General features: G+C 67.8%; 25 protein-coding genes. 5 read left to right on the forward strand and 20 right to left on the reverse strand.

What is annotated here, in order from left to right:
* Positions 1–63: 63 nt before the first annotated feature.
* The 6 genes from FBY39_RS02080 to FBY39_RS02100 all read right to left on the reverse strand — a co-directional run bounded on the left by FBY39_RS02080 (position 64) and on the right by FBY39_RS02100 (position 6593).
* Positions 64–1491, reverse strand: a complete 1428-nt coding sequence (locus tag FBY39_RS02080; RefSeq protein ID WP_141930017.1) for an amidase — start codon at positions 1489–1491, stop codon at positions 64–66.
* Positions 1488–2612, reverse strand: coding sequence for a pyridoxal phosphate-dependent aminotransferase (locus FBY39_RS02085; protein WP_260837394.1), 1125 nt, complete (start codon positions 2610–2612; stop codon positions 1488–1490). The genes FBY39_RS02080 and FBY39_RS02085 overlap by 4 nt, the downstream gene beginning before the upstream one ends.
* The gene (locus FBY39_RS16330; protein WP_160132895.1) at positions 2609–3583 is read right to left on the reverse strand and encodes a hypothetical protein; all 975 of its coding nucleotides are present in this window, start codon (positions 3581–3583) and stop codon (positions 2609–2611) included. The genes FBY39_RS02085 and FBY39_RS16330 overlap by 4 nt, the downstream gene beginning before the upstream one ends.
* Positions 3580–4584 carry an LLM class flavin-dependent oxidoreductase gene (locus FBY39_RS02090; protein WP_141930019.1) on the reverse strand — a complete coding sequence of 335 codons (1005 nt, stop codon included), beginning with the start codon at positions 4582–4584 and terminating at the stop codon, positions 3580–3582. Before FBY39_RS02090 ends, FBY39_RS16330 begins: the two co-directional genes overlap by 4 nt.
* A 43-nt stretch (positions 4585–4627) precedes the next feature.
* Complete coding sequence (locus FBY39_RS02095; RefSeq protein WP_160132897.1) at positions 4628–5839, reverse strand: M20 family metallopeptidase; 1212 nt, start codon at positions 5837–5839, stop codon at positions 4628–4630.
* 112 nt (positions 5840–5951) lie between these two features.
* Positions 5952–6593: a GntR family transcriptional regulator gene (locus FBY39_RS02100; RefSeq protein WP_141930021.1), complete on the reverse strand. Its 642-nt coding sequence runs from the start codon at positions 6591–6593 to the stop codon at positions 5952–5954.
* Positions 6594–6804: 211 nt separating this feature from the next.
* Here FBY39_RS02100 and FBY39_RS02105 point away from each other — a divergent pair, with 211 nt between their 5' ends.
* Positions 6805–8304, forward strand: a complete 1500-nt coding sequence (locus FBY39_RS02105; protein ID WP_141930022.1) for an aldehyde dehydrogenase — start codon at positions 6805–6807, stop codon at positions 8302–8304.
* 34 nt (positions 8305–8338) lie between these two features.
* A complete protein-coding gene (locus FBY39_RS02110; protein WP_141930023.1) occupies positions 8339–9016 on the forward strand; it encodes a GntR family transcriptional regulator in 678 nt (225 codons plus the stop codon).
* A gap of 5 nt (positions 9017–9021) precedes the next feature.
* Here the strand turns inward: FBY39_RS02110 and FBY39_RS02115 are convergent, their stop codons facing one another.
* From FBY39_RS02115 to FBY39_RS02175, 13 genes are all read right to left on the reverse strand, one after another.
* Positions 9022–10338 (reverse strand): NtaA/DmoA family FMN-dependent monooxygenase, encoded by a 1317-nt coding sequence (locus tag FBY39_RS02115; protein WP_141930024.1) that lies wholly within the window; start codon positions 10336–10338, stop codon positions 9022–9024.
* Positions 10339–10346: 8 nt separating this feature from the next.
* The gene (locus FBY39_RS02120; RefSeq protein WP_141930025.1) at positions 10347–11423 is read right to left on the reverse strand and encodes an LLM class flavin-dependent oxidoreductase; all 1077 of its coding nucleotides are present in this window, start codon (positions 11421–11423) and stop codon (positions 10347–10349) included.
* 10 nt (positions 11424–11433) lie between these two features.
* Positions 11434–12249, reverse strand: a complete 816-nt coding sequence (locus FBY39_RS02125) for an ABC transporter ATP-binding protein (RefSeq protein WP_141930026.1) — start codon at positions 12247–12249, stop codon at positions 11434–11436.
* Complete coding sequence (locus FBY39_RS02130) at positions 12239–13096, reverse strand: ABC transporter permease (protein ID WP_260837395.1); 858 nt, start codon at positions 13094–13096, stop codon at positions 12239–12241. The genes FBY39_RS02125 and FBY39_RS02130 overlap by 11 nt, the downstream gene beginning before the upstream one ends.
* Positions 13093–13737, reverse strand: coding sequence for a TenA family protein (locus FBY39_RS02135; protein WP_160132899.1), 645 nt, complete (start codon positions 13735–13737; stop codon positions 13093–13095). The genes FBY39_RS02130 and FBY39_RS02135 overlap by 4 nt, the downstream gene beginning before the upstream one ends.
* Before the next feature lie 68 nt (positions 13738–13805).
* Complete coding sequence (locus tag FBY39_RS02140) at positions 13806–14861, reverse strand: ABC transporter substrate-binding protein (protein WP_141930028.1); 1056 nt, start codon at positions 14859–14861, stop codon at positions 13806–13808.
* A gap of 54 nt (positions 14862–14915) precedes the next feature.
* Complete coding sequence (locus FBY39_RS02145; RefSeq protein WP_222115649.1) at positions 14916–16238, reverse strand: amidohydrolase family protein; 1323 nt, start codon at positions 16236–16238, stop codon at positions 14916–14918.
* Between the two features lie 229 nt (positions 16239–16467).
* Positions 16468–17847 carry a GMC family oxidoreductase gene (locus FBY39_RS02150; protein WP_141930030.1) on the reverse strand — a complete coding sequence of 460 codons (1380 nt, stop codon included), beginning with the start codon at positions 17845–17847 and terminating at the stop codon, positions 16468–16470.
* Positions 17844–18872 (reverse strand): amidohydrolase family protein, encoded by a 1029-nt coding sequence (locus tag FBY39_RS02155; RefSeq protein ID WP_141930031.1) that lies wholly within the window; start codon positions 18870–18872, stop codon positions 17844–17846. The genes FBY39_RS02150 and FBY39_RS02155 overlap by 4 nt, the downstream gene beginning before the upstream one ends.
* A gap of 53 nt (positions 18873–18925) precedes the next feature.
* Positions 18926–19609: a thiaminase II gene (tenA, locus tag FBY39_RS02160; protein WP_141930032.1), complete on the reverse strand. Its 684-nt coding sequence runs from the start codon at positions 19607–19609 to the stop codon at positions 18926–18928.
* Positions 19606–20958, reverse strand: a complete 1353-nt coding sequence (locus FBY39_RS02165; protein ID WP_141930033.1) for an NtaA/DmoA family FMN-dependent monooxygenase — start codon at positions 20956–20958, stop codon at positions 19606–19608. Before FBY39_RS02165 ends, tenA begins: the two co-directional genes overlap by 4 nt.
* 72 nt (positions 20959–21030) lie before the next feature.
* Positions 21031–21660, reverse strand: a complete 630-nt coding sequence (locus FBY39_RS02170) for a nitroreductase family protein (protein WP_141930034.1) — start codon at positions 21658–21660, stop codon at positions 21031–21033.
* On the reverse strand, positions 21641–22183 hold the full coding sequence (locus FBY39_RS02175; protein ID WP_260837396.1) for a flavin reductase family protein: 543 nt from the start codon (positions 22181–22183) through the stop codon (positions 21641–21643). The genes FBY39_RS02170 and FBY39_RS02175 overlap by 20 nt, the downstream gene beginning before the upstream one ends.
* 408 nt (positions 22184–22591) lie before the next feature.
* Between FBY39_RS02175 and FBY39_RS02180 the strand changes: the two genes are divergently transcribed.
* Entirely contained in the window at positions 22592–23134 is a 543-nt protein-coding gene (locus tag FBY39_RS02180) for an NADPH-dependent FMN reductase (RefSeq protein ID WP_141930035.1), read from the forward strand.
* 66 nt (positions 23135–23200) lie between these two features.
* Complete coding sequence (locus FBY39_RS02185; protein WP_141930036.1) at positions 23201–23767, forward strand: M15 family metallopeptidase; 567 nt, start codon at positions 23201–23203, stop codon at positions 23765–23767.
* Between the two features lie 21 nt (positions 23768–23788).
* On the opposite strand, the gene FBY39_RS02190 is transcribed toward FBY39_RS02185, so the two are convergent.
* Complete coding sequence (locus tag FBY39_RS02190; protein WP_141930037.1) at positions 23789–24436, reverse strand: GntR family transcriptional regulator; 648 nt, start codon at positions 24434–24436, stop codon at positions 23789–23791.
* 127 nt (positions 24437–24563) lie between these two features.
* On the opposite strand from FBY39_RS02190, the gene FBY39_RS02195 reads away from it, so the two are divergent.
* Positions 24564–25616, forward strand: a complete 1053-nt coding sequence (locus tag FBY39_RS02195) for an alpha/beta fold hydrolase (RefSeq protein WP_141930038.1) — start codon at positions 24564–24566, stop codon at positions 25614–25616.
* Positions 25617–25688 lie beyond the last annotated feature (72 nt).

Here is a 25688-nt window from a genome sequence, read left to right on the forward strand (position 1 = left end):
CGCGAGCTCGCACGGCGCGGAGGGGGATGCTCCTCCCGAGCCCCCGCGGCTCGGGAGCGGAGGCTACCGGGCCGTGCGGCGCTCGATCGTGGGGGCGACGATCTGCTCGAGCCGCTCGGCGACGGCGAGCACGAGGTCGTCCGCGGCCCATCCGCCGACGACCTGGAGTCCGATCGGCAACCGTCCTGCACCCAGATCCACCGGCACCGTGATCGCGGGCTGACCAGAGATGTTGAACGGGTAGGTGTAGGGCGTCCACGTGATCCACGGCAGCGGAGCATCCGCCTCGCCACCGGCCGGCACTTCGGCATCCGCCTCGAACGCCGTGAGCGGCATGGTCGGCATGATCAGTACGTCGTACCGCGTCAGCACGTCGAAGATCCGCGCATTGAACGCGCGCCGGGCCTGCAGCGCGTCGAGGAAGCCGGCGAGCGAGTACTCCTCGGCGAGGCCCGTGAGCCGCGCGAGTCCCGGGTCCATGATGTCGCCGACGCTCCGTGACAGCTCCGCGAAGCCGAACCCGCGCCCCGTGACCCACAGGGCCTCGAAGACGGTCCGCGGAACCGGGATACTCAGGTCGACGTCTTCCACGACGCCGATCCCCGAGGCAGGGAGCGCCGAGAGAACGGGCCGGAGGCGCTCGGCGACCTCGTCGGAGGGCGCGATCCCCCACGGCTCCCGCACGACGCCGATCCGCCACGGACGCCCGAGCGGAAGCGGGACGGGCTCGGCGAAGGCGGACTGCGGATCGCGCGGATCCGCGCCCCTCGTGATGCGCAGGACGGCGCGCGCGTCGGCGACGGACCGCGTCAGGGGTCCCGCGTGGGACAGCGATTCGTTGACCGTCCCCGGCCACACCGGGATCGCGCTGAGGGTCGGCTTGAGACCGACCGTGCCGCAGAACGCGGCGGGGATGCGGATGGAGCCGCCGGCATCCGATCCGGTCGCGATCGGCACGGCACCCGCACCCACCGTCGCCCCCGACCCCGCCGATGACCCGCCGCTGTTGCGCGACGGATCCCAGGGGTTCCGCGTCACGCCCGTGAGCGGCGAGATGCCGGTGCCCTTCCAGCCGAACTCGGGCGTCGTCGTGCGGCCGATGATGACGGTTCCCGCGTCGACGAGTCGCTGCACCATGGGCGAAGCCGTCGTCGCCGGAGTATCCGTCGTCGTGCGGGATCCCTTGAGCGCGGGCTCCCCCGCGATGTACATGTTGTCCTTCGAGGCGATCGGCACACCGTGCAGGGCGCTGCGCAGCATCCCGGCTCGCGCTTCCCGCTCGCGCTCCACCGCTTCGGCGCGCGCGGCGTCGTCTCGGAACGCGACGTAGGCGTTGATCTCCGTGTCGTCCTGCTTCGCGAGCGACAGGGCGAGTTCGACGAGCATGACGGGCGACAGCGTGCCGTCGGCGACGCCACGGGCGAGGTGGAGTCCGGATGCCGCGCGGTAGGCCGCTTCGTCGAGGTCGCGGTACGTGCCCCCGAGGTTCATCGCACGGGCTCCAGGGCCAGCGCGCGCCAGGCGTCGGCGAAGCGCTCGACCCACTCGGTCGGAACGGAGGTGCTGATCTTGACGAACCGCTCTCCGAAGCGCGGCGACTGATAGGTGCCGGGACGGATGAAGACGTTCGCTTCGTCGAGGAGCCGCTCGCACACGTCATCGGCCAGAAGGCCCGAGCCGCTCACATCGACCGCGAGGAAGTTGCCGTGCGATCCGGGCACGACGACCTCGCCGAGACCCGTCTCGGCGACGACCGCCTCGACGCGGTCGATGTTCGCGCGGTTCACCGACCGGACGTACTCGAGCCACGGCTCGCGTCCGCGGAGCCCCGCGATCGCACCGCGCTGCCCGACGATCGAGGAGCCGAGCGGATTGGCCGGCACCGCCATGATCGAAGCGAGCAGCTCGGGGCGCGCGACGACGGCGCCGAGGCGCATGCCTGCGAGACCGAGCCACTTCGAGAAGCTGTAGGTCGTGAAGGTGCGGTCGGGAGAGAGGTCCGCGACGAGGGTGTGCCCCGAGGCGAAGTGGCGGTACGTGCAGTCGTGGACGATGTACGAGTCGGTCTCGCGTGCGAGCGCGACGATCGCCTCGAGCTCGTCCCTGCCGTAGCGGCTGCCGAGCGGGTTGAGCGGGTCGATGAGGTAGATGATCGACCGAGGCTCGATGACGGCGGCCACCTGCTCGGCCCGAAGAGTCCGCCCCGGGTTCTCGTAGACGTCGAGCGCCGACACGGGGATGCCGCTCCGGCCGAGGAACCGGCCCGGCCACGGCCATCCCGGATCCGTCGTGATGAGCCGTGACACCTCGCCGCCGAGGACCGTGCAGATCTGATGGAGGCCCGCGACCGCGCCATCCGTGATCCAGGCGTCGAAACCGGCGCGGCCGAGATCCTCGACGACGAGCTCGCGCAGCTCGGCGAATCCGCCCGGAGGCGCGTAGAGCTGGAATTCCCTCGCCGCGAGCGATTCCTCCATCGCCTCGACGACGGCACGCGGGGGTGCGAGGTGCGTCGTGTTCTGCCCCATCCAGATGATGTCCGGGGATGCGAGCAGCTGCTCGAAGCTGGCGGCCATGCCGTGGATTCCTTTCGATTGCGCGCGCGACGTCACGCGTCGACGAGTGTGCCCTCGACGATGCGAGGGATGCCGTCGAGGTAGACGGTGGCGTCCTTCATGACGCAGTCCAAGTGGGCGACCGCCGCGACGGTGCCGCCGTAGGCGATCGAGTTGCCGAAGGCGATGTGGGCGCTTCCGAGCGTCGACTCGGTCTCCATCGGCACCCCGCAGACGGAGCCCTGCGGATTGAGACCGACCGAGACCTCCGCCAGATTGCTCATCCGCGGGTCGCGGCATGCCTCGATCATGTGGGTGAGGCGCTCGGCCTCGGCGCCGTCCGTCGAGACGAGCACGCCGTCGCGGATGTGGAGGGCGGATGCCGCGGCCGCCGGCCCCTGACCCATGAAGAGGTAGTCGCCGTCGATCACGACGGTGCCCGAGCTCGAGCCCTCGACGGGTGCCGTGCCGGACTCGATGTCGGGCGGCGCCATGTAGTCACCGGGATTGCGCGCGACGCCCGTGAGGGCGCGCCCCTTCCGCCCCTCCACCGATCCGCGCAGGTCGGTACCGGCCGGCGTCACGATGCGGTACGTCGAGGCGTTCTCCCACGCACGTGCGAGCACCTGCGTCACGACGGCGAGCGCGTCGAAGTCGACGTCGAACGGACCTCCGATGCGGAACGTGTCGGCCACGACGCCCGGCATGCACAGGTAGCGCGTGCCCGCCGCAGACGCGTCACGCCGCGCTTTGCTGGATCCGATGAACGTCGACGTGAGCTCGATGCCGCAGTCGACGGCGGACAGTTCCTCGGCGATGTCGTCTGGCGGCGCGCTCCCGGGCAGGTCGTACCGCGGCAGGATCCGGACGATCGGAATCCCACCGCGCTCCTCGATTCCGAGCGCGAGACCCTCCACGACAGTGGCATCCGTCCCGGCATCCGTGAGCAGCACGACCCGCTCGCCGCGCGCGAGGCCCAAGCACATGTCGAGCGCGCGCGCCACAGTGGCCGACGGAAGCAGGCTCACTGCGATCCCTCCGCGAGCGCGAACGCGTCGGAGAAGTCGGCGATCGTCTTCATCCGCGTGTCGGCGTCGCCCCCCAGGGGGAAGACAGTCATGCAGTCGATCCCGAGCTCCCGCAGGTTGTCGACGTGCGTCTTGACGCTCGCCTTGTCGCCGGCGAGCGCCATTCGCTTGACGAAGTCGTCGGGAAGGAGGCGGGCCGCCTCGGCGGCCTCCTGGAACTCCCCGCCCGCGTACATGCCCTGCACGGTCGCGATGAGGTCGCGGTCGAGCCCCGCGAGTTCGCAGTACATGGGCGCCGTCTGCGGGAACCACGCGGCGATGGTGCGGGCAGCTTCCATCGCGACCGACTCGTCGTCGTCGATCGCACCGTAGGCGAACACCGAGATCTCGGGGCGCTTGTCGCGGCCGGCGGCCTCCACTCCGCGATCGATGTGGTCAAGCGCGTACTGCAGCCCCTCGGGGTGCAAGCCCGCGAGCAGCACGACGCCGTCGGCGATCCGGCCCGCGAGTTCGAGCGTCTTCGGCCCGCTCGCGGAGATGTAGACGGGAATCTCGGTCGGAACGTCGTAGCGCATATGCGCGTCGTCGAGCTCGAACCCGCGCGCCTTCCATGTGACGGTCTCCCCCGTCCACAGGCGACGTGCCGCGACGATCGCGTCTTCGAGCAGGGCCAAGCGAGCGGGCGCGAGCCCGAGCGCGAGGAGCGGGCGGTCGCCCGCCCCGATGCCGTAGACGGCTCGGCCGCCCGAGATCTCGTCGAGCGTCGCCGCAGCGACCGCGCCGAGGGCGGGGTGGCGCGTGACAGGGTTCGTCACAGCAGTCCCGATCGACATGCGCCGACTGCGCAGCGCGGCGATCGTCAGGTACATGTAGCTGTACTTGGAGTGCAGGGACGAATCGGTGAGCCAGAACTCGTCGAAGCCCAGCCCCTCGATCGTCTCGACCATGTCGCCGAACTGCTGAGAGGGATAGACGGGCTGGAGTGCGACGCCGGATTTCATGCGGAACCTCGATCGAGAAGGCGGGAGTGCGACGTGACCGGGGTCACTGTGCGCCGAGCGCGATGGCCGCAAAGGTCGCGTAGACCCGGGTGGCCTCGATGATGTCGTCGACGGAGAGGTGCTCGTCGGGGCAGTAGACGGGCTCACCACCCGGTCCGAAGATGATCGTGGGGATGTCCTCGCCGAAGCTGGCGGTGTCGCCCAGCCATCCTGCTGCCTGCAGTTCGGGCTCCGTGCCGCGAACCGACCCGACGGCGCGGCGCATGAGGGTGGTCACTTCGTCGTCGGGGGATGCCAGGTAGCCGGCCTTCACGTCGGCGAGCACGACCTCGGCCTCGAACCGCGGCTCCTTCTCTTTCGCGCGGGCGAGGCACGCGTCGATCTCGGCGCGCACCTCTTCGATCGTCACACCGGGCTGGGGACGGCAGTCGACGCGGATGACGCACTCGTCCGGGATCATCGACGGCCCTCCGGGGGGCAGACCGCCGTACACGCGGCCGGGCGCCATGTACGTCTCAGGGCCGAACAGGTCGACGACCCAGTCCTCGAGCACGGGTTCGAGCTTCGACTTGTCGAGTTCGATGATCGCGTAGGCGGCGAGCATGTTGGCGTTGATCGCGAGCGGCTTGTGACACGTGTGGGCGGAGACGCCGCGCACGAGGATGTCGAAGTAGTAGCGGCCGCGGTGCCCGAGGAAGATCTCGTTGTCGGAGAGCTCTCCGAGCACGCAGTAGTCGGCCGTGTACTCCTTGAAGTACTCGATCGACCCGATCTGGTCGCCCATGTGGTCGGATACGGCAGCGATGGCGACGCGGCCCTGGACCGCGATGCCCGACGCGCGCAACGCCTCGGCGGCGACGATCTGGCACACGAGCGCGGCCTTCATGTCCATGATCCCGTGGCCGTAGACGGCTCCGTCGATGAGGTCTCCCGAGAACGGCTGGGTCTTCGTCCAGCCGTGCGACACGGGCTTCGTGTCCATGTGACCCGTCAGGACGACGGTCTTGCCGCCGAGTGCGGGGTCGCCGAAGTCGATGTGTCCGACCGCGTTGGGCCGCTCGGGGAGGACCGGCTGCAGCGCGACGCCGTCGAATCCGGACTCGCGCATGACCTCGGCGAGGTAGGCGGCGAGAGGACCCTCTTCTCCCAGGATGCTGGGGATACGGCACACTTCCTGCACCAGGCGGACGAGTCGGTCGGTGTCGATGTGCGCCGCGACCCTCTGATAGACGTCGGCATCGATGAGTGTGGTCATGGAGCACGGGCCCTTCATCTCAGGTTGGTATATGAGATCTTATCTCTCGGATATTACAGTTCGACCCGAGAGCGGGGCCCTACGTAAACTCTGCGTTACGAAGCGGGAGGAGTCACTGTTCGCGCGCGACGACGACCTGCAGAGCGCGCGCCTGCGCTGCGGCGACACTGCCGAGGTGGGCGGTCAGCACACGCCGAGCGCTCGCCTCGTCCCCACGCTCGAGCGCGTCGACGATCTGCTCGTGCTGCTGGATGGACTCCTCGAACCGGGCGCGGCCCGCGCCGAGCTTTCCCAATCGGCGGAGGTGGAGCGTGAGCTTCTCGACGACTCCCGCGAGCAGTCGATTGTCGAGCTGCGCGAGCAGGAGGTCGTCGAACTCGTCGAGACGCGCCGAGACGTCCGCGAGCATCCCCGCCGCCAGCGCCGAGCGCGTCTCCTCGACATTCGCGCGGAGCCGCGCGATGGCGCCCTGATCGTCGGCCGTCATCCGCAGACCTTCGGATTCGAGAAGCTCGCGGGCCTCGAAGAGCTCTCGCGCATCGTCCGGCGTATACGTGCGCGCACGCGCCCCTTTATACGGTGCGATCTCCACGAGACCGTCATGCTCGAGGCGGACGAGGGCCTCGCGGATCGGCGTCTTGCTCACGCCGTAGCGGGCGGACAGCGCGACCTCGCGCAGCGAGTCACCCGGGGCGTACTCGTGCTCGATGAGTGCATCGCGCAACCGCAGGTAGACCAGTTCTTTGATCTGCACGGGTTCTACTTCGTGGATGGCGATGGCAGGGCCCTCTCGAACTCATCGCGACGACCGCACGCCACCGCTCGGATATGGTATCCGAAATCTCACCCGCACCCCCGGGTCGCGGTGTGTTAATTCCGCGTTACCAAACCCCTCCGAGCGCGGAGTCGGCGCAGCACCGTCTTAGGATCGCATATTAGATCTCATTCGACGCTCAGGAGCACTTATGCCCACTGCGACCGTCGCGCTGCTCCCCGAAGTAGCGCGCTTCCTCGACACCGACCACGGTCTCATCATCGGTGCCGACCGACCCCCGGCATCCGATGGCGGCCTCATCGACGTGTTCGATCCCGCGAACGGGCGACTCCTCACGCGAGTCGCCTCGGCCACGGCGAGCGATGTGGACGCTGCGGTCGCCGCCGCGCGCGCGGCGCTCCCGGTCTGGAACGCACTGTCCCCCGCCGATCGGGCGGATCTCCTGTGGCGCCTGGGCGACGAGATCGCCAAACGCGCGGAGGAGTTCGGCCAGCTCGAAACGCTCGACAACGGCAAGCCGACCTCGGAGTCCGGTGTCCTGGACGTTCCCCTCTGCGCCTCCCTGTTCAAGTACTACGCGGGATGGGCGACGAAGATCGAGGGCGAGTCGATGACGCCGTCGGGCGGCGGCGCCTTCCACGTCTTCACGCGCAGGGAGCCCGTCGGCGTCGTCGGGGCGATCATCCCGTGGAACTTCCCCCTGCTCATGGCCGGCTACAAGCTCGGCCCCGCGCTCGCCGCCGGCAACACCATGGTGCTCAAGCCCGCTGAGCAGACACCGCTGTCCGCCCTCCGCCTCGTCGAGCTCATGCTCGAGATCGGATTCCCGCCCGGCGTCGTCAACGTCGTCACGGGCGACGGTCCGGGAGCCGGCGCACCGCTCGCCGCGCACCTCGACGTGGACAAGATCACATTCACGGGCGAGAACGCGACGGGCCAGAAGATCCTGGAGGCCTCGAAGGGGAACATGAAGCGACTGTCGCTCGAACTGGGCGGCAAGTCTCCGAGCCTCATCTTCGCGGATGCCGACATCGACAAGGCCATCGCCGGAACGTTCGGTGCGATCTATTTCAACCAGGGGCAGTGCTGCATCGCGGGTGCGCGCGTCTTCGTCGAGCGCACGGCGTACGACCGGTTCGTCGACGGTCTCGGGGCGAAGGTCGCCGGCATCCGTCTCGGGAACGGCCTCGACCCCGAGACGACGATGGGCCCCGTCGTCAGCGCGGAGCAGCAGGCACGGGTGGACGGTCTCATCGCCTCCGGAGTCGCCGCGGGTGCACGCGCCGTCGTCGGCGGCGGTACCGTCAGCGCACCCGAACTCGCGGACGGGTACTTCGTCCAGCCCACGCTCTTCACCGACGTCGCCGCCGACATGGAGATCATGCGACGGGAGATCTTCGGACCGGTCGGTATGGTCGGAGTGTTCGACACCGAGGACGAGGCGATCGAGCTGGCCAACGCGACGCCGTTCGGTCTGGCATCCGGACTGTGGACGAGCGACGTGACGCGGACGCACCGCGTCGTGCCGCAGATCCATGCCGGCGTCGTCTGGGTCAACACGTACGGCATGTTCGACGTCGCGATTCCCTACGGTGGCTTCAAGGCGAGCGGATACGGCAAGGAATTGGGCCGGGAAGCGCTTGACCCTTACCTTCAGACCAAGACAGTCTGGATCGACCTCGGCGGATGACCGGTCCGGGGCCGGACGGAGAGAGAGAATCTGGATGCCGACGCCCGAGAGCGAGCAGCTGAGTCCCCTGCAGATCAAGGATCTCGTGTACGAGAAGCTCCGCACGGCGATCATCGACCAGACCTTCGCGGCGGGTGAGCCGCTGCGAGAAGCGGCCCTCACGGAACGGTTCGGGGTCTCGAAGACGCCCATCCGGGAAGCGCTCGTGCGGCTCGAGCAGGATGGGCTCGTCGAGATCGCGCCCTACCGCGGAGCCCGTGCCAAGAAGTACTCGCCGTCCGATCTCCACGAGATCTACGCGGCCCGCGAGATCCTCGAGGCGGAATGCGTGCGACGCGCAGCGCGGAGCAAGGACCCGGTCGTCGTCGGCAAGCTGCGGGAGAACATCGCGGCCTCTCGCGCCGCCCTCGTCAAGGACGACCTCGACGGCGCGGCCGACGCGCTCGACGAGTTCGACGAGGTGCTCTTCGCGGGACTCGAGAACTCCCTCCTCGAAGACATCCAGCGCCGACTGGGCGCGCACCTTCGCCGCGTGGGCCAAGTGGGCCGAAGCGCGGAACGATTCTCCGTGTCGATCGACGAGCACGAGCGCATCGTGGATGCGATCGCGGCGGGATCGGCGGCGAAGGCGGACGCCCTCCTGCGCGCGCACCTCCGCAGCGTCCTCGAGACGCAGCTCGCCGTCCTCGAAGAGGCCGACGCCGCGTCCTGACCCGGTCAGAACTCCAGGAGGTGATCCCGGAACGTCGTGCCCCGGTACTCGGTGCGGACGCGTCCGCGGCGCTGGAGAGCGGGCACGAGTCCGTCCGTGATACTCGCCGTGAAGACGCGGCTGGGCTGGAACCCCGGCGACTCGATCAAGTAGCCGTCGCCGCCGACCTCGTCGATCGCCGCGCACATGGCATCGGCGACGGTGTCGGGAGAGCCGACGAGGTCGATGCAGTCGTGCGAGAAGCCCATCTCGCGGACGCACTGGCGGAGTGTCTTCCCCGTCCCCCACTGGGCGAGTCGCTCCAGGATGCCGCGGCTTGCCTCCGTGTGCATCTCGGGCAGCGGTTCGTCGAGGTCGTACTGCGAGAGGTCGTGTCCCGACCATCCCGACACCCGCGCGAGCACGTCGAGCGCCGTGCGCTCGCTCGACAGGAGCGCCTCGTACGTGGCCTGCGCCTCTTCATCGGTGCGGCCCACGATGGGCGTCACGACGAAGAGCACCTTGCACGTGTCGGGATCGCGGCCATATGCCGTCATTCGTCCGCGGATCTCGTCTCGGTACGCCTTCATCGCCTCGGTGCCGCGGACGGCCGTGACGATGACCTCCGCGTGCTTGGCGGCGAAATCCATACCCGCAGGGGATGCGCCCGCCTGGATGAGGACCGGCTGGCCCTGCGGCGACCGGACGGTGTTGAGCGGCCCGCGTGAGGAGAAGTGCGTGCCGCGGTAGTTGATCTCGTGGACCTTGGAAGCGTCCGCGTAGATTCCGTTCTCCCGATCGCGGACGACGGCATCCTCGTCCCACGAGTTCCAGAGCGCCTTCGCGATCGACACCGTCTCGTCCGCGATCTCGTAGCGCTCGTCGTGGTCGGGGAGCTTGTCGAGCCCGTAGTTCTCGGCGATGCCGGCCCCCGCGGTGGTGACGAGGTTCCAGCCGAAGCGTCCGCCGAGGAGCGAGTCCATCGTCGAGCAGAGCCGCGCCACCTGGTAGGGCAGCGTGAAGGTCGTGCTCATCGTCACGCCGACCCCGAGATGACGGGTCAGGTAGCCGATGATGGCGGCGAGCGGGACGGGGTCTCCCTTGGGCGCGACGAAGTTGTGGCGCAGATAGAGCTCGCGGGAGCCGCCGTACGTGTCGGGGATCGCGACGGCATCCTCGAACATCAGGAAGTCGAACTTCGCGCGCTCGAGCGCCTGCGCGAGCTCGACATAGAAGTGGCCGTTCCAGAAGTCGCCGCCGCCGGAGGCGAGCGGGCCGTTCCATTCGTCGGGGACGAAGCCCGTGAAATAGCCGAGGTGGAAAGGACGACCGACGTCGGACATGTGAAGTCTCAGGCGGCGGAGCGCCCGAACCCTTCCTTCGCGAGCAGGGGCACGATCTCCTCACCGAGAACCGTCAGGTCGTCGATGAAGTCCGGCATGATGAACACCGCACCGTCGATGTCGGCGCTCTCGATCATGTCGGCGAGCTGCTCCGCGATCGTGGCCGGGGATCCTGCGACGGTACCCGTCGAGATCGCGGTGGCCTCGAGCCATCCCTCATTGTCGGGGTTGTGAGCGGACGCGTCGTGCGAGACGGCACCCCACTCCCGAGCCATGTTCTGCAGCGCGACGACGTCGCGACCCTCGTTGTAGAAGTCGATGCGGCGTTGAGCATCGGCATCCGTCTCTCCCGGGATGACCATGAAGACGCAGTACGTCTTCAGCCGGTCGCCGTTCTCCTGCGAGATGCGGCGTGCCCGTTGTCCCGTGGCGACGACGGAGTCGCGCGACGTGCCCTCGAAAAGAACTCCGTCGAGGTTCCTCGCGACGAACGCCATGCCCGTGTCGGAGGTCGCGGCGCAGATCATCTGGGGGATGCCACCGACCGGCTTCGGATCGGACTGGCAGTCCTGCAGCTGGAAGTACTCGCCGTCGTAGTCGACCGTCTTCTCGGTCCACAGCGCCTTGACCACTTCGACCCATTCGGCGGCCCGACGGTACTTGGTCGAGCTGTCGAGGTCGCGGCCGAGTCCCATCTGGGTCTCCGACCTGCGGTTGCCGCCGGCGACGATGTTGAGGCCCGTCCGGCCGTTGCTGATCTGGCTCTGCGTGGCGACCATCTTCGCGGCGATGGCGGGATGGATCATGGCGGTGTTCACCGTCGACCACACCCCGATGTCCTCCGTCGCCTCGGCGAGACCCGCACTCGTGATGAGCGACTCCAGGTTGACGTCGAAGTGCTTCGAGGTTCCGCCGTAGCCGCGCCAGACGGCCTGCGACAGCGTGAAGTCGAACCCGAGGCTCTCCGACAGCTCTGCGACACGGCGGTTGTAGGCGTAGCTGCCGTCGAGGAGGGGGATGTTCCCCGACGGGATCCACCCGCCGCTCCCGACGGGCATGAAGATGCCGTACTCGATGTCCTTCATCGTGGTCCTTTCACGCGACCCGTGTCGCGGAGCTCTGCTGGGCGAACGCTCGCCGCGACTCTTCGTGGAGCACCTCGATGAGCTGCTCCTCGATCGCGACGAACTCCGGTGCGGTCGTCATGGACAGCTCTCGCGGTCGCGGAAGCGGGACCTCGACGTCCAGCCGGACGGTCGCCGGCCGCGCGCTCAGCACGATGACGCGATCCGCCAGGTAGATCGCCTCCCGGATGTCGTGGGTGATGAGGACGGCCGTCCACGAATGCTCCGACCACATCCCCTGCAGCCAGTTCTGCATCTCGATGCGCGTGAGCGAGTCGAGCGCTCCGAAGGGCTCGTCGAGCAGGAGGATCTCCCGCCCCTGTACGACGGTGCGAAGAAGCGCGGCGCGCTGTCGCATCCCGCCGGACAGCTCGAACGGGTAGGCGTTCTCGAAACCGGCCAGCCCGAAGGTGGGGAAGAGTGCGGTCGCCTTCGCGAGGGCGTCCTTCTTGGGCATCCCACCCACCTCGAGACCGAGAGCCGTGTTCTTCCCGACCGTGCGCCACGGGAAGAGCAGGTCCTTCTGCGGCATGTAGGCGGTGTGGTGACGTTCTCCGATGGCGGACTCCCCGTCGACGCGGATATCCCCCGTCGTCGGGGTCTCGAGACCCGCGATGATGTTGAACATCGTGCTCTTGCCGCATCCGGACGGACCGATGACGGACACGAACTCGCCGGCACGGACCGAGAAGGAGATGTCGTCGACGACCTGGCGCACGTCGCCGCCGCCGATCGGGAACTCTTTCGTGAGGTGGTCGAGATGGATGCGGGGGACGTCACTTGGCATTGCGGGCCTTCCTCTCCTTGAAGCTCCACGGGATCACGAGCCGCTCGAGCAGGAATGTCGACAGGTACAGCGCGATGCTGAGGATCGCCGTGACGGCGACGGCGGCCAGCACGAGGTCGGTGCGGAAGGAGTTCTTCTGCATGCTCATGTAGATGCCGAGGCCCATCTGGGCGCCGACGTACTCCGCGAAGATCGCCCCGACGACGGCATACGTGATGCTGATGCGCAGGGCCGTGAAGAACGAGGGAAGCGCCGAGGGGAGTCGGACGTACCAGAACTCCTTCACGCGACCCGCACCCATCGAGCGCAGGAGACTGCTCGCTTCGTGGTCCGCCTTGTTGAAGCCCTCGATGAGGCCGACGACGATCGGGAAGAACGTCACGAGCGCGACGACGAGGACCTTCGGCAGCAGACCGAAGCCGAACCAGATGATCATGAGCGGCGCGATCGCGATGATCGGAATGGTCTGGGAGGCGATGAGGAGCGGCAGGAGCCCTCGGCGCAGCGGCATCCAGAAGTCGATCGCGATCGCGAGGATCCACGCCACGACGAGGGACAGACTGAACCCGACGAGGGTCACCTGGAGCGTCGCGAGTGCGTGCGGGATGATGACGTCCATCTGCTCGAGCCCCTGCGCAACGACGCGAGAGGGCGTCGGAAGGACCTGCGGGCGGAGGCCGAAGACGTTGACGGCCACCTCCCACGCGATGAGGACGATCGTGACGATCACGAGCGGTGGGATGACCGTCTGAAGAACCCCCTTGGGTCCTCGGCGCTTCTTCCGCGGCGTCGTGGATAGCTGCGGGGGTCGTGCGATCGTCGAATCGATCATGGGCTCGGCGATCATGCCGCCGTCTCCTTTCTCGCCGGTTCCTGATTCCAGAACTGGATCTCCAGTGCCAGACCCCGCTCGGCGATCTCGAGCGCGCGGTCGAGCGGGATGTCGGCTTCATCGATGAGGGCGAAGTGCAGCTCCATCAGCGCGCCGTAGTCCGCGGCGGTGTAAATGTCGATCCAGTCCGCGTACGGAGAGCCGGAGGGTGTCGCCTCGCGGACGAGGCTCAGCGCGATCCCGTATCCGTAGATGCACGGCAGCATCGCGACGAGCGTCGCCTCGCGATCATTCGCGAGCTCCTCGTAGAAGGCGACGTAGTCGTCGAGCGCCGGTGACGGGGAGATCCGGTCGAAGTCGCATCCGAAAGGCTCGGCGGCTCGGCGATGGTGGTCGAGCTCGACGGTGAGGACACCGTGTGCCAGTGCGATGAAGTGCTCGAGCTCGTCGTCGGTGCGGGATGCGGCAGCCAGTCGTGCGTAGATGCGCGCGTAGTAGCGCAGGTAGACGAAGTCCTGCTCGAGGTAGTTCCGGAAGACGTCGCGCGCGAGCGTGCCCGACCGCACCGCCGACAGCATCGGCAGCTCCACCCATTCCGCGGCAGCGGTGGCGATACGCTCCCGCAGCGCCTGCGAGAGCGAGTCCGTCGTCGTCATACCGGTCATCCTTCGTCGTCGGGAGGGGTGGACGGGCCGGCACCGGAGGAACCGGCCCGCCCACTCCGTCACGGGGTGATGTACTCGTTCGTGAAGAACGCGGACCAGTCGGGCGCTTCCGTCAGCGGCTCGCCGTCGACGTCGGCCAGAAGGCCGTTGTCGAGCAGCCACTCGCCCAGAGCAGCCCACCGCTCCTCGGTCATGACACCGAACGCACCGCTCTCGTCGAGCATGTACTCGCCCGAGATCATCTCCTGGCTCTGGTGCACGAGCTCCGTGCCCTCCTCGGTCGAGAAGGCGTCGGGGTTGGCCGCGATGAGCATGTCGCCGGCCTCGATCGGGTTCTCCTGCGTGAACTCGTAGCCCTTCTGCACCGCCTGCACGAAGGCGGCGGCCTCTTCGGGGTTCTCCTCGAGCCAGTCGGTGTTGCAGTTCACGAGGACGGCGTAGTTGTCCGGCATCCCGAAGTCGGTGAACTCGAAGTGCTTGAACGGCGTGCCGCGGATCTCGGCCTCGATGCTCTCCCACGTCTCGAACGGGATCGTGAAGTCCGCCGTTTCGGCATAGACCGCCTCGTAGGCGCTCGTGCTCAGAGTGACCGTCTCGAACTCACCGGTCCCGCCGTCCGCCTGGATGACGGTCGACAGCATCGGCACCTCGGCGGGGGCCCCGAAGCCCGCGTAGATCTTGCCGTCGAGGTCGGCCGGGGTCTGGATCGAGTCATCGTCGGCACGGACGCCGATCGCCGTCACCCAGTGCTGGATGAGGGCGAGAACGGACTTCACCTTGGCACCCGCGGCCATGTTGACCGTCGAGCTCTCCTGGAAGCCGATGCCGCATTCGGCCGAACCCGCGTCGACGAGCGTGTCGGGGTAGGAGCCGTTGTAGGGCAGGATCTCGACGTTCAGACCGGCGTCGGCGAAGTAGCCCTCCGCCTCGGCGACGAAGAGTCCCGTGTGGTTCGTGTTGGGAGTCCAGTCCAGTGCGAACCGCACTGTCGTGGTCTCACTGGCACCGGAGGCGTCGGATCCGGCGTCCGAGGTGTCGCCCGACGCGCACGACGTCAGGGTGAGGGCGGTGACCGCGGCGGCTGCGCCGACGGCGATCAGTCGCGATTTCTTCATGGGGTCCTCTTTCAGGTGGGGTGCAGGGGGGCGTGCTGTGTGGTGCAGGCCGGCTCAATGCGGACGCCGGACGATTTCCATCCGCTCGATGGTGCGACGGAACGCGATGTTGGCCTCGTGGACGATGCGGCTCTCATCGACAGCGGTGAGGGTGCGACCCCGCATGACCACGCGGCCGTCGATGATGGTCGTGTCCACGGCCGAGCCGTTGGCGGCGAAGACGAGGTGGGACGTCATGTGCACGGGGGTGTCGCGGAGGAGCGGCGTGAACTCGACGGAGTTGGTTTCGACGAGGATGATGTCGGCCTTCTCGCCGGGGGCGAGCATTCCCGATCCCGTGCCGAGGGCCTGCGCCCCGTGCCGTGTCGCCATGCGGAGCACGAAGTCGGCGGGCATGAGGCTCGCGTCTTCGCGCTTCGCGCGGTGCATGAGCGACGCGAACTTCATCACCTCGAACATGTCGCCGCTGTTGTTGCACTCGACGGCGTCGTGACCGAGGCCGACGTTGATGCCCGCGGCGAGCATCTCGGGAACGCGAGCGATGCCGTTGCCGAGCTTCGCGTTGGAACTGGGATTGTGCGAGATATTGGTGCCCGTCTCGGCCATCATCCTGATCTCGTCGTCGCTGAGGTGCACGCAGTGCGCCGCGACGACGTCCGGGCCGAGCATCCCGACCTCGTATGCGAGTTCCGTCGGCCGCTTGCCGAAGCGCTCGATGCTGTTCTCCACCTCCGACATCGACTCGTTGAGGTGGATGTGGATGCCGATCCCCAGCTCGTCGGCGAGGGCACGGGTGTCGCGGAGCATCTCGGGCGATGCGAGCGGCAGCCACTCGATGCCCATCCACACCTTGATCCGGCCGTTCGCGGCGCCGTTGCTGCGATGGAACGCATCGACGTTGTCCTGAAGCGTGTCGAGGTCGTGCTCGTCGAGGGCGACGTCGTTGGAGAGGACGGCGCGGATGCCGATCTCCTCCGCTGCCACGGCGAGCGCATCGAGCCTGCGGTACATGTCGTTGACCGTCGTGACGCCCGCCTTGATCGCCTCGGCATAGCTCGCCATGGCGGCCCAGTACGCGGCATCGAAGTCGAGCGCGCGGATCATGGGGTACCAGCACTCGTCGAGGTACTCCCAGAGAGGGAGGTGGTCGTTGTAGCCCTTGCCGAGTGCCGTGTGGAAGTGAAGGTCGACGAGACCCGGCATGATGATCTTGTCGGTCGCGTCGATGACTTCGGCGCCCCCTGCCGGCGGCTCGAGGTCGGCGGGGCCGAGCCATGCGATGCGATCGTCTTCGATGACGACGGTTCCGCGCTCGAAGTACGTTCCCGCATCGTCGAGGGTGAGGATCATTCCGCCGCGGAGGACCAGTCGGGACATCAATCGGCTCCCTTGTTCGGGTTCGGGAATCAGGCTCTACAGGCTGTCGGATTTGAGATCTCAGATCCCATGTCCTGAAAACTAACTCCCCGGAACGGCCTCCACCAACCCGTTCGACCGATCTTTCGCAGGCTGTAACGGGCCGGAAACAGCGCACACAGAAAGGCGCGTGACGGGGCGGACTCGCGCAGAAGCACGTGCTGCGCGAGGTGTCGACCGCACGGCTGGACTACGCGATCTCGCCGAGGATGATGCCGCCGCCGAGCCAGCCGATCGCCATCGTGACGAGGTTGGGCCCCCCGTCCGGGATCTTCGGCATGACGGAGGCGTCGATGATCTTGAGCCCCTCGACACCCTCGACGTTCAAGCGCCGATCGACCGTGCGATCGATCCCGCACGAGGCAACGGGGTGGTTGTAGGTTTCGACGCGCTGCCGCACTGCGGTGGACAGGTCGCGCGTGCGCCACCACGCATCGCCGGGGATCGTGACGATGCCCGAAGATGCCATCTCATCGATCAGGTCCGCGGTGTGCATGACAGCACGGACCATCCGATCGAGATCGCTCGGATGGTCGAGATGACCGAGACGGATGCGCGCCGAATCGTCGTCGGCACGACCGACCGACCCACGACTCACGGGCTGCATGAGAGCGACCGAGACGCTGTAGGACGCGCGCGGAGCGCTGTGGTCGTAGAGCCACGTCGAGAAGGGGAAGACCTGGAACTCGTCGGCGGGATCGTCGGCGACGGGTGCCCGCAGGAGGGAGCCGCTCACGGGACGGGCGAAGACGTCGGCCTCGTTGCGGGCGAGCACGTTCATCATGAGCCAGGGATGGTCCTGGAGGCCCTCGCCGATCCCGGGCGCCTCGATGCCGGATCTCCAGAGCAGCTCGGGCGTGCCGAAGGCACCGCAGCTGATCACGACGAGGTCGGCGAAGAGCTGTTCCCGCCCGCCGGGGCCGTCGACGTCGACTCCCACGGCACGGCCGCCGTCCACCAGCACGCGACGCACGAGCGTGCGGTCGCGCAGCGTGATCCGGTCGCGCACGAGCGGAGCGACCGCCGCGAGAGCACCCCACCGTCCACCGTCGACGCGGTTGGTCGGCCACGGGCCATAGCCGCGCGATCCCGGCGCGTTGTGGTCGGCGCAGAGGGGATGCCCCGCGCCGGCCGACGCCGCGGAGAACGCGTCGTCGAGCGGGCCCGGTGCGAGTCGTGTGATCCGGATGGGCCCCGAGTCGCCGTGATACGGCTCGGCACCGTACTGCTCATCCGTCTCGATCGCCCGCATCGCGGGGAGCAGGTCGTCCCACTGCCATCCGGGTCCCCAGCCTTCGAAGCCGGACGGTTGACCCCGCGACCCCGCCGCGGCGTTGACCGTCGACCCGCCGCCGAGCACCCGCCCGCGGACGAGATGCTGGCCGCTGTCGAGATTCGTGTAGTCCCAGTCGTGGTCGGGATACCCGTGCTCGTGGAGGAATGCCGGTGGCACGGGATCACCGGGGTCGATGCCGGCTTCGATGAGCGTGACGTCGGCGACATCCGCGATCCGATGCGCCGTCAAGAGGCCGCCGTTGCCACCCCCGACGATGATGACGCGAGGCTTCATGACGCCGCCCCCTCGGCGATGAGGCCCGTCATCCGGGCGAAGTTGTCGCCCATGATCCCGGCGATCTTGTGCTCGGGGATCGGCGGGAGGTCGAGCACCGCCGCCTCCTCGTTGACGGTGAGGAGCTTGTCGCGCAGCACGACGGGGTCGTACAGGAACCCGGGAGAGTCGGTGCCGAACATGATCTTCTCGAGCGGGACGAACATGGGCTCTGCTCGATGCAGATAGAGGAAGAGGTCGCGCCGGGTGACGGTGGCGATGTGGTAGCTGATCTCGGTGTAGAAGTTCGGATGCTTCGTGAGCATGAACATCGCCTCGTCGACCCACGGTGTGCCGCAGTGGGCGATGATGACTTTCAGGTCGCGGAACTCGCGCCCGAGGTCGTCGAGCATCGCCGGTCGCGCGTACTCCAGCTTCGCGTCGATACGCGTCGAGCCGGCCTGGTGGATCATGACGGGGATGCCGAGGTCTCGGGCGGCCGCGTAGATCGGGAAGGCGAACTCGCGGTCGGCGGGCGACCAGTGCTGATACATCGGGTAGAGCTTCACGCCGGACAGGCCGTCCTGCTCGACGGCGCGGCCGAGCTCCTCGACCGCCGCCTGCACGCCGCGGTACCGGGGGTTCACCGACGCGAAGCCGATGATCTTGTCGGGCTGCGCGCGCACGCACCCCGCGATGTACTCGTTGCACCGCTCCGGATGCCGCTCGCCCTCCACGTCCGTGACGCCGTAGACGTCGACGGTGCCGATGAGCTTGCCCTCGAGCCACTGCGGGCTGATCGAGAGCGCGACCATCTTGTCGAATCCGGGGTGCGCCGCGACCGCCTCGTCGGGTCCGTACACGCCGAACCCGTCCTTGCCGTCCTCCTCTTCGACGTGCTCCCACTCGTCGTGGGTCGGGCACCGGTGCGAGGGCAGCCGCCCGTCGGCGCGGTAGATGCAGAGGGAGCCCTCGCGCCCGTATTGCTTCGTGAAGTCGGCGTCACTCGCGAGCGAGAGGATGTGGGTGTGGGCGTCGATCTGCATCCGTGTGTCTCTCTTCGGTCGGGTCGGGCCAACTCAGGTCAGGCCTGGCACGGTCAGATGAGGTCTGCCCAGTGGGATCCGGTCAGCCCTTGGCCCCAGAACTGCCGCTCCATGCGGCATCCCATGAGGAAGATGGCGGCGAGGCGTTCTCGCGCCGCCACCGGGGCCTCAGCGAGGTCGCGGTCGAAGGCTTCGCGCAGGGCGACCACGACGGCGTCGTAGTCGTCGGAGGCGAAGAATCGCAGCCATTCCGAATAGACGGGATGCTCCGATGCTTCGCCGATGAGACGTCGCGCGATGACGCCGTAGCTCCAGGCGCAGGGCAGGAGGGCTGCTTGGATGTCGAGCGCACTCCCGGTCGCCGCGATCGCGAGCAGCCACGAGGTGTACGCCGCCGTCGCGGGGGCCATGACGAGATCGGCATCCGTCACGGGTCCGGCGATCTCGACGATCGCCTCGCGCATGCGGAGGTTCTGCGGGATCTCGACGTCGACGATGTTCGCCATGGCGCGCGTCGATTCCTCCAGCCCGCGCAGGTCGGGAGTCCGCGAGGCGCCCACGGCGATCATCCGCGCGTACTCGGGCAGGTACATGATGTTCTGCGAGATGTAGAAACGGAATCGCTCGGGGGGAAGCGTGCCGTCGGCGAGCGTCCGGGGAAAGTCGTGCTCGACGAGCGCATCCCAGAGTCCTCCGACGCGTGCGCGGAACTCCTCGCTCGTGGCGGGTACCGTCATCGGACGAACTCCTTCGTCTGCGTGAAGTGACCGCGGATCGTCTCCGACGTGTACTCGGTGCGGTAGACGCCGCGCTCCTGCAGCGCCGGCACGACGAGGTCCACGAACTCCTCGATCCCTTCGGGGAGCGTGGAAGCGTTGATGTTGAACCCGTCCGCCGCGCGTCCGTCGAACCAGCGGACGAGCTCGTCAGCGATCTCGTCCGCCGTGCCGACGCACGTGAAGTGCCCGCCGCCCGCGGAGATGCGACCGAGCATCTCTCCCACCGTCACGCGCCGGCCGTCGTCGTCGACCGACAGCGTCTGCATCATGACGTAGCGGCCCTTGGGCCCCGCGAACTCCTCGATCGGCGGGAGTTCCGGCATGACGTCGTTCGGATCGAGGTGGGAGCAGTCCATCGAGATGTAGCCGCTGAGAGTGTCGAGCTGCTTCGGCAGCGACTTGAGCGAGTCCAGGTAGCGCTTCTTGTCGACCGCTTCGGCATGCGTCTCACCGATGACCGTCACGACTCCCGGGAGCACCGTGATGGCGGATTCCGGCCGACCGTGCGCGACCGTCCGTCGCTTGATGTCCTCGTAGTAGTCCCGCGCGTCTTCGATGGTCGAGCCGATGCCGTAGATCGCTTCGGCGTACTGAGCCGCGAGATCGCGCCCCTGCGGGGAGGCGCCGGCCTGGACGAGGAGGGGGCGACCCGCCGAGGTCTGCGGCACGTTGAGCGTCCCCGACACGCGGAAGTTCTGCCCACTGTGCTCGATACGCCCGAGCGCCGCCTCATCGATGAAGACCTCGTCGACCTTGTCCATGAGGATCGCCGACTGCGGATACGTGTCCCAGAGATCGAAGAGCAGCTCCGCGAACTCGCGGGCCCTGCCGTACCGAGCATCGGGGTCCGGGAGTCCCGGCATCCCGTGCAGTCGCGGCTCGGCGTCGCTCTGCGACGTCACGAGGTTGATGCCGGCCCGCCCTCGACTGAGGAGGTGAAGGGATGCCATCGACCGGGCGACATTGACGGGATGGTGAAGGGTGCTCGACACCGTGCCGATCAGACCGATCCGGCTCGTCTTGGCTGCGATGTACGACAGCAGCGTGAGCGGCTCGAACAGCGACGCCGTCGAGACGTCGGCGCGCTGATAGATCGCCTGTTGCGAGTCGGCCAGGAAGACGGCATCGAAGAGGCCCCGTTCGCACGTCATGGCGAGATCGGCGAACCAGTCGGGATCGAACGCCGCGTCGGCGGATGCTCCCGGCCGCTGCCATGCGGAAGGATGGTGCCCGTACAGCCGCATGAAAAGGTTGAGGTGCAGGAGCCTCTCTCCGTCGGGTGCAGATGCGTGCGATTCCGATGTCATCGACCAACCTCCTTGAGATCTAAGATCTCAGACACACGTTTCGACGACGTCACCGGTCGTTTCGAGCGCGTTTCACGGGCCTGTCGAAAGAGCCACAGTCGCCGCATCGTCCCGCGCGCGCCGTGCACGACCCCGCTCGTGGATCGCGGTGGCGGCCGGATCGAGGTCGCGCTCGTCACCCGGATAGCCCACGGCGCTAACGATCGCGACGCGCTCCCCTGGAGCACATGCGACGATCGCCGCCAGGGCGGATTCGTCTCGACCCGCCATCTGGCAGACGCCGAGACCTCGCGCCGTGGCTTCGACCGTGAGGAGCGCCGTCGCCTGACCGAGGTCGTAATCGGCCCACGGGCACGGCGTCCCATCGGGCGCGACGTCCCGCGCGACACCCACGATGAGGAGCGCTGCCCGCGACGCCCAGACGGCGTTGTAGTCGGCGAGCGACGCGACGATCAGGTCGAACTGCTCCGTGCCTCGCTCCGTGATCCACAGTCGCCAGGGTTGGAGGTTGTGGGCGGACGGCGCTGTCCTCGCGGCATCCACGAGGGCACGGACGTCAACCGCGGCGACCGCCCGCGTGATGTCGAACTCCCTGACGCTCCAGCGGGCCGCGAGGAGCGGCGTCAGGTCGGGATCGAGCTCGAACGCGCGCGCTCGGGACGGCGGTTCGAGCATGAGGCTCTCACCGCCCGCCGATCGCATGCAGTGAATGGAACCGGCGCTCGTGATAGACGAGCGGCGCACGGTCGGGGTCGGCGCCCATGCCGTGCACCTGCATGACGATGATCTGGTGGTCGCCCGCGGGAGTCGTGCTGACGACCTCGCACTCGAGCCACATCGTGGCCCCATCCAGGAGCACGGCTCCCTGATCGCTCGCGGCGAGCGACAGGCCTTCAAACCTGTCACGGCTCCGGGATGCGAGTTGCAGGCACGCCTCGGACTGATCGGAGCCGAGCACGCTGACGCCGAGTCGCGCGGCCGCACTCAGCTGAGGCCACGTCGACGACGAGTTCTGCACCGAGAACATCACCATCGGCGGACTGTGCGAGACCCCCGCCGAGAACGACGACACGACCATGCCGACGGGGCGTCCGTCGACGATGGCGCAGATGGCGGCCACTCCCGACGGGAAGCGTCCCATCGCGGTGCGCATGTGCTCGGGATCGGCGCTCAACCGCGGGGATTCACGCAGAGAGGGGGGAACGGGCTGGGACAGCAGAGACATTGCGGACTCCCTCGACAAGATTGCTGAGATGGTGAGCATCGAGTCGATCGGCGGCATGCAGCGAAACGGTCTACATCCAGACCCGATGCTTGCCCCCGGGGTCTTGTGTCCCGAGAGGGTCCGCAGCGGCTTACGCTGCCCCACCAGTATGCAGGGTGCGGGATTGCCCGGCGGTCACGCGGATGTAAAGGCCTTGTTTCCGGGATCCGGGCGCGACACAGACGTCGCGACTTCACGGGGACGTAACACGGGCACGGCATACTCGGGGGTGCAGCGTGAGTCGTTGCGGGCGCTCCGGGCCAAAAGATCCTGGTGGCGCGTGGAGGTGTCGCACGCCCCGCAGCCCGCTCGGCCTGTGGACGATCGGCATCCCCGTCCCCTGTCACTCGGTACGGATGTGAGCTACAGATGCCCCTCAAGGTCATGGTCGTCGTCGGAAACCCCAAGCCGGCGTCCCGCACACGCAAAGTCGCAGAGCTTCTCGTCGAGAAGCTGCTGACACCCGGGTCCTACGATCTCGAAGTCATCGATCTCGCCGACCACACGGGCGAGATCTTCGCGTGGCCGTCCGAGGCGATGTCGGCGATGAACGCCGCCGTCGCCGACAGCGACCTCGTGATTTTCGCGTCACCCACGTACAAGGCGACCTACACGGGGCTGCTGAAGGCGTTCCTCGACCGCTATCCGGCGAACGGACTGGCGGGGGTAACCGCGATTCCCGTGCACACGGGTGCGGATTTCACGCACGCCATGGGGCCGACGTTCACGCTCGCGCCGCTCCTCGCAGAGCTCGGAGCCACCGTCCCGGGGCACGGGTTCTACCTCGCTCTCAGCCAGATGGACAAGCTCGAGGAGGTCGTCGAGACCGCCGCCGCGGAGTACGCCGCGAACCTCGCGGCACTCGCCATGGTTGCGGCAGCGACCCGCTCCGCCGATCCGCCCAACATGTGAGCGACAAGCGCTTCGGCATGCTGCTGCATATGCTCTCGCAACATGCGGTCCGATGGACTGCTGTCCATGAAGAGAACGACACGACTGATCGGCTCAGTGATCTCAGCCACGCTCCTCTTGAGCGCCGCCGGTTGCGCAACTTTCGGTGAGCCAGGCGGCTCAGAGATCCCCCGAAACGAACAGACGCACGACGGCCCGATCGGACCCGCAGACGGATTCCACCGCGACGAGGCGCTCGACCCCTGGGCCGACGTCCCTGCTATCACCCGCCTCGAACCCGCCTTGCGGACAGCACTGCAGTCCGCCGCTGCGGCGGCGCGCGCCGCGGGTACCGACTTCTGGGTGACCTCCGGATGGCGCAGCGCCCGATATCAGCAGCACCTCCTCGACGAGGCGATCGTCACATATCGCAGCGAGGCGGAGGCGATGAAGCTCGTGCAGACACCCGAGAAGTCGAAGCACGTCACGGGTGAGGCAGTGGACGTCGGCCCGACGGATGCGAACAGCTGGATGAGCATCCACGGAGCCGAGTACGGACTGTGCCAGGTTTACGCGAACGAGATGTGGCACTTCGAGCTCCTGACGGAGCCCGGCGGTACGTGTCCGCGGGCCAGAGCGGATGCCGCGAGCTAGCAGTCCGACGCGGGAGGGCCGCTACTGGTCTTCCGTGGGCAGGGCGTGCCAGATGTCGAAGGCGACGATGGATGCCTCGTCGGACTCTCCGGCTGCGAGCAGATCGATGAGCGTGTCGTGCAGTTCCACGGAGGACCCCCCGTCCCGGCTGAACCGCTGCCGCTCCGCGCGCCGGACAAGAGGATCGAAGTGATCGAGTACGGACTCGACGGCCGTGTTGCCCAGGGCGGCGACGGGGACGCGATGAAGCTCGTCGTCGGCGTCGAGCGCGGCATCCACGTCTCCGGCGGACACGGCGGCGGCGAACCTCCTGTTGGCCTCCCGCATCTGCTCCAGTTGATCATCGGAGAGCTTTCCGGCGACCTCCCGCACCGCCATGGCGTGCATCGCGGCGATGACGTCGCGGGCATCTCCCGCAGCCTTGGAGTCGATCGGCGTGACCGTCGTCGATCGTCCAGGGATCGCCGCGACGAGTCCGCTCGTGCTGAGTCGCAGAAGCGCCTCTCGCACCGGCGTGCGGCTGACCCCCAGCCACTCGGCGAGTTCGGCATCCTTCAACTGCTCGCCGGGCTGGAACGTCCCGTCGACGATGGCGTCACGGAGGCGCCGGAAGACATCGTCGCGGAGCAGCGACCGGTCGACGCGGGGCGAGTTGGAGGGGATCGGCATGCAATATGTTGCGCACAGCCGAACCCGCCACGCAAATTTGTCTGAGCCCTGGGGAATAGAAGCGTCATGCAATATATTGCACATTACAGGCCGACACTCGGGTCGACCCAGAAGGAAGGAAGGCACCATGAGCACCACTGCCGACGCAATCACCAACGTCGTGCTCGTGCATGGCGCGTTCGCCGATGGATCGGGCTGGCGCGGTGTGTACGAGAACCTGACGGCGCGGGGGTACCGCGTCACGATCGTTCAGAATCCGCTCACCTCGTTCGCCGACGACGTCGCCGCGACCACGCGCGTGCTGGACCAGCAGGACGGCCCGACGATCCTCGTCGGCCACTCCTGGGGCGGCACCGTCATCACGGAAGCCGGGAACCACGAGAAGGTCGCCGGCCTCGTCTATGTCGCGGCGCTCATCCCCGATTCGGGTGAGACCTCCGGGCAGCAGTACGAGGGATTCGCACCCACCCCCAAGTTCGTCATCGACATCGGCGACGACGGATACGGCTTCCTCAACCGCGATGCCTTCGCCGTCGCCTTCGCCGCCGATGCGAGCGAGGCAGATGCCGCGTTCCTGCGAGATGCACAGGTGCCCGTCAACATGGGGGTGTTCGGGGAAGCAGTGAGCATCGCGGCGTGGCACGAGAAGCCGAGCTGGGCCATCATCGCCACGGAGGACAACGCCTTCGATCAGGCGATGCTCCACCACATGGCCGAGCGCGCAGGCGCCCGGATCACCACGACGCCGGGGAGCCACGCGGTGTATCTCACGCAGGCCGGCGTCGTGTCCGATGTGATCGCCACGGCCGCGCGGGACGCTCTCGCGACGGCCTACGCCCCCTACGACCCCGAACTGCTCCCGCCGGTCGTCGTCCGCTATCTCGAGGAGCACGACGACCCCGCGCAGCGAGAGGAGATCGCCGAGCTGTTCGCCCCCGAAGCGAGAGTCGTCGATGAGGGTATCGAGTACACCGGCGCCGACGCGATCCGCGGATGGCTGGACAAGACGGGCTCGGCGTATACCTACACGACCACGCTGCTCGGGCAGACCGCTGCCGGCGAGGGGCGCTGGACGGTGTGGGGGCGCTTGGAAGGGGACTTCCCCGGCGGCATCGTCGACCTGCGCTACCAGGTCGCTGTCGAGGACGATCGGATCGCTGATCTGGTCATCGCGCCGTAATCGCAGACGCGGTCCCGGGCCCGAACGCGGGCGCGGGACCGCGTCCATACGCTCCCGATATACGGGCTGAGT

Source organism: Microbacterium sp. SLBN-146, from assembly GCF_006715145.1.
GTDB lineage: Bacteria > Actinomycetota > Actinomycetes > Actinomycetales > Microbacteriaceae > Microbacterium.

Bases quoted from the DNA above. Each gene is read 5' to 3' on its own strand.
- FBY39_RS02180 (WP_141930035.1), top strand. From the start codon at position 22,592: ATGCCCCTCAAGGTCATGGTCGTCGTCGGAAACCCCAAGCCGGCGTCC.
- FBY39_RS02175 (WP_260837396.1), bottom strand. From the start codon at position 22,183: ATGTCTCTGCTGTCCCAGCCCGTTCCCCCCTCTCTGCGTGAATCCCCG.
- FBY39_RS02115 (WP_141930024.1), bottom strand. From the start codon at position 10,338: ATGTCCGACGTCGGTCGTCCTTTCCACCTCGGCTATTTCACGGGCTTC.
- FBY39_RS02105 (WP_141930022.1), top strand. From the start codon at position 6,805: ATGCCCACTGCGACCGTCGCGCTGCTCCCCGAAGTAGCGCGCTTCCTC.
- FBY39_RS02190 (WP_141930037.1), bottom strand. From the start codon at position 24,436: ATGCCGATCCCCTCCAACTCGCCCCGCGTCGACCGGTCGCTGCTCCGC.
- FBY39_RS02195 (WP_141930038.1), top strand. From the start codon at position 24,564: ATGAGCACCACTGCCGACGCAATCACCAACGTCGTGCTCGTGCATGGC.
- FBY39_RS02140 (WP_141930028.1), bottom strand. From the start codon at position 14,861: ATGAAGAAATCGCGACTGATCGCCGTCGGCGCAGCCGCCGCGGTCACC.
- FBY39_RS02080 (WP_141930017.1), bottom strand. From the start codon at position 1,491: ATGAACCTCGGGGGCACGTACCGCGACCTCGACGAAGCGGCCTACCGC.
- FBY39_RS02095 (WP_160132897.1), bottom strand. From the start codon at position 5,839: ATGACCACACTCATCGATGCCGACGTCTATCAGAGGGTCGCGGCGCAC.
- FBY39_RS02155 (WP_141930031.1), bottom strand. From the start codon at position 18,872: ATGCAGATCGACGCCCACACCCACATCCTCTCGCTCGCGAGTGACGCC.
- tenA (WP_141930032.1), bottom strand. From the start codon at position 19,609: ATGACGGTACCCGCCACGAGCGAGGAGTTCCGCGCACGCGTCGGAGGA.
- FBY39_RS02110 (WP_141930023.1), top strand. From the start codon at position 8,339: ATGCCGACGCCCGAGAGCGAGCAGCTGAGTCCCCTGCAGATCAAGGAT.
- FBY39_RS02090 (WP_141930019.1), bottom strand. From the start codon at position 4,584: ATGAAATCCGGCGTCGCACTCCAGCCCGTCTATCCCTCTCAGCAGTTC.
- FBY39_RS02130 (WP_260837395.1), bottom strand. From the start codon at position 13,096: ATGATCGCCGAGCCCATGATCGATTCGACGATCGCACGACCCCCGCAG.
- FBY39_RS02145 (WP_222115649.1), bottom strand. From the start codon at position 16,238: ATGTCCCGACTGGTCCTCCGCGGCGGAATGATCCTCACCCTCGACGAT.
- FBY39_RS02125 (WP_141930026.1), bottom strand. From the start codon at position 12,249: ATGCCAAGTGACGTCCCCCGCATCCATCTCGACCACCTCACGAAAGAG.
- FBY39_RS02170 (WP_141930034.1), bottom strand. From the start codon at position 21,660: ATGCGATCGGCGGGCGGTGAGAGCCTCATGCTCGAACCGCCGTCCCGA.
- FBY39_RS02120 (WP_141930025.1), bottom strand. From the start codon at position 11,423: ATGAAGGACATCGAGTACGGCATCTTCATGCCCGTCGGGAGCGGCGGG.
- FBY39_RS02185 (WP_141930036.1), top strand. From the start codon at position 23,201: ATGAAGAGAACGACACGACTGATCGGCTCAGTGATCTCAGCCACGCTC.
- FBY39_RS02150 (WP_141930030.1), bottom strand. From the start codon at position 17,847: ATGAAGCCTCGCGTCATCATCGTCGGGGGTGGCAACGGCGGCCTCTTG.
- FBY39_RS02165 (WP_141930033.1), bottom strand. From the start codon at position 20,958: ATGACATCGGAATCGCACGCATCTGCACCCGACGGAGAGAGGCTCCTG.
- FBY39_RS02135 (WP_160132899.1), bottom strand. From the start codon at position 13,737: ATGACGACGACGGACTCGCTCTCGCAGGCGCTGCGGGAGCGTATCGCC.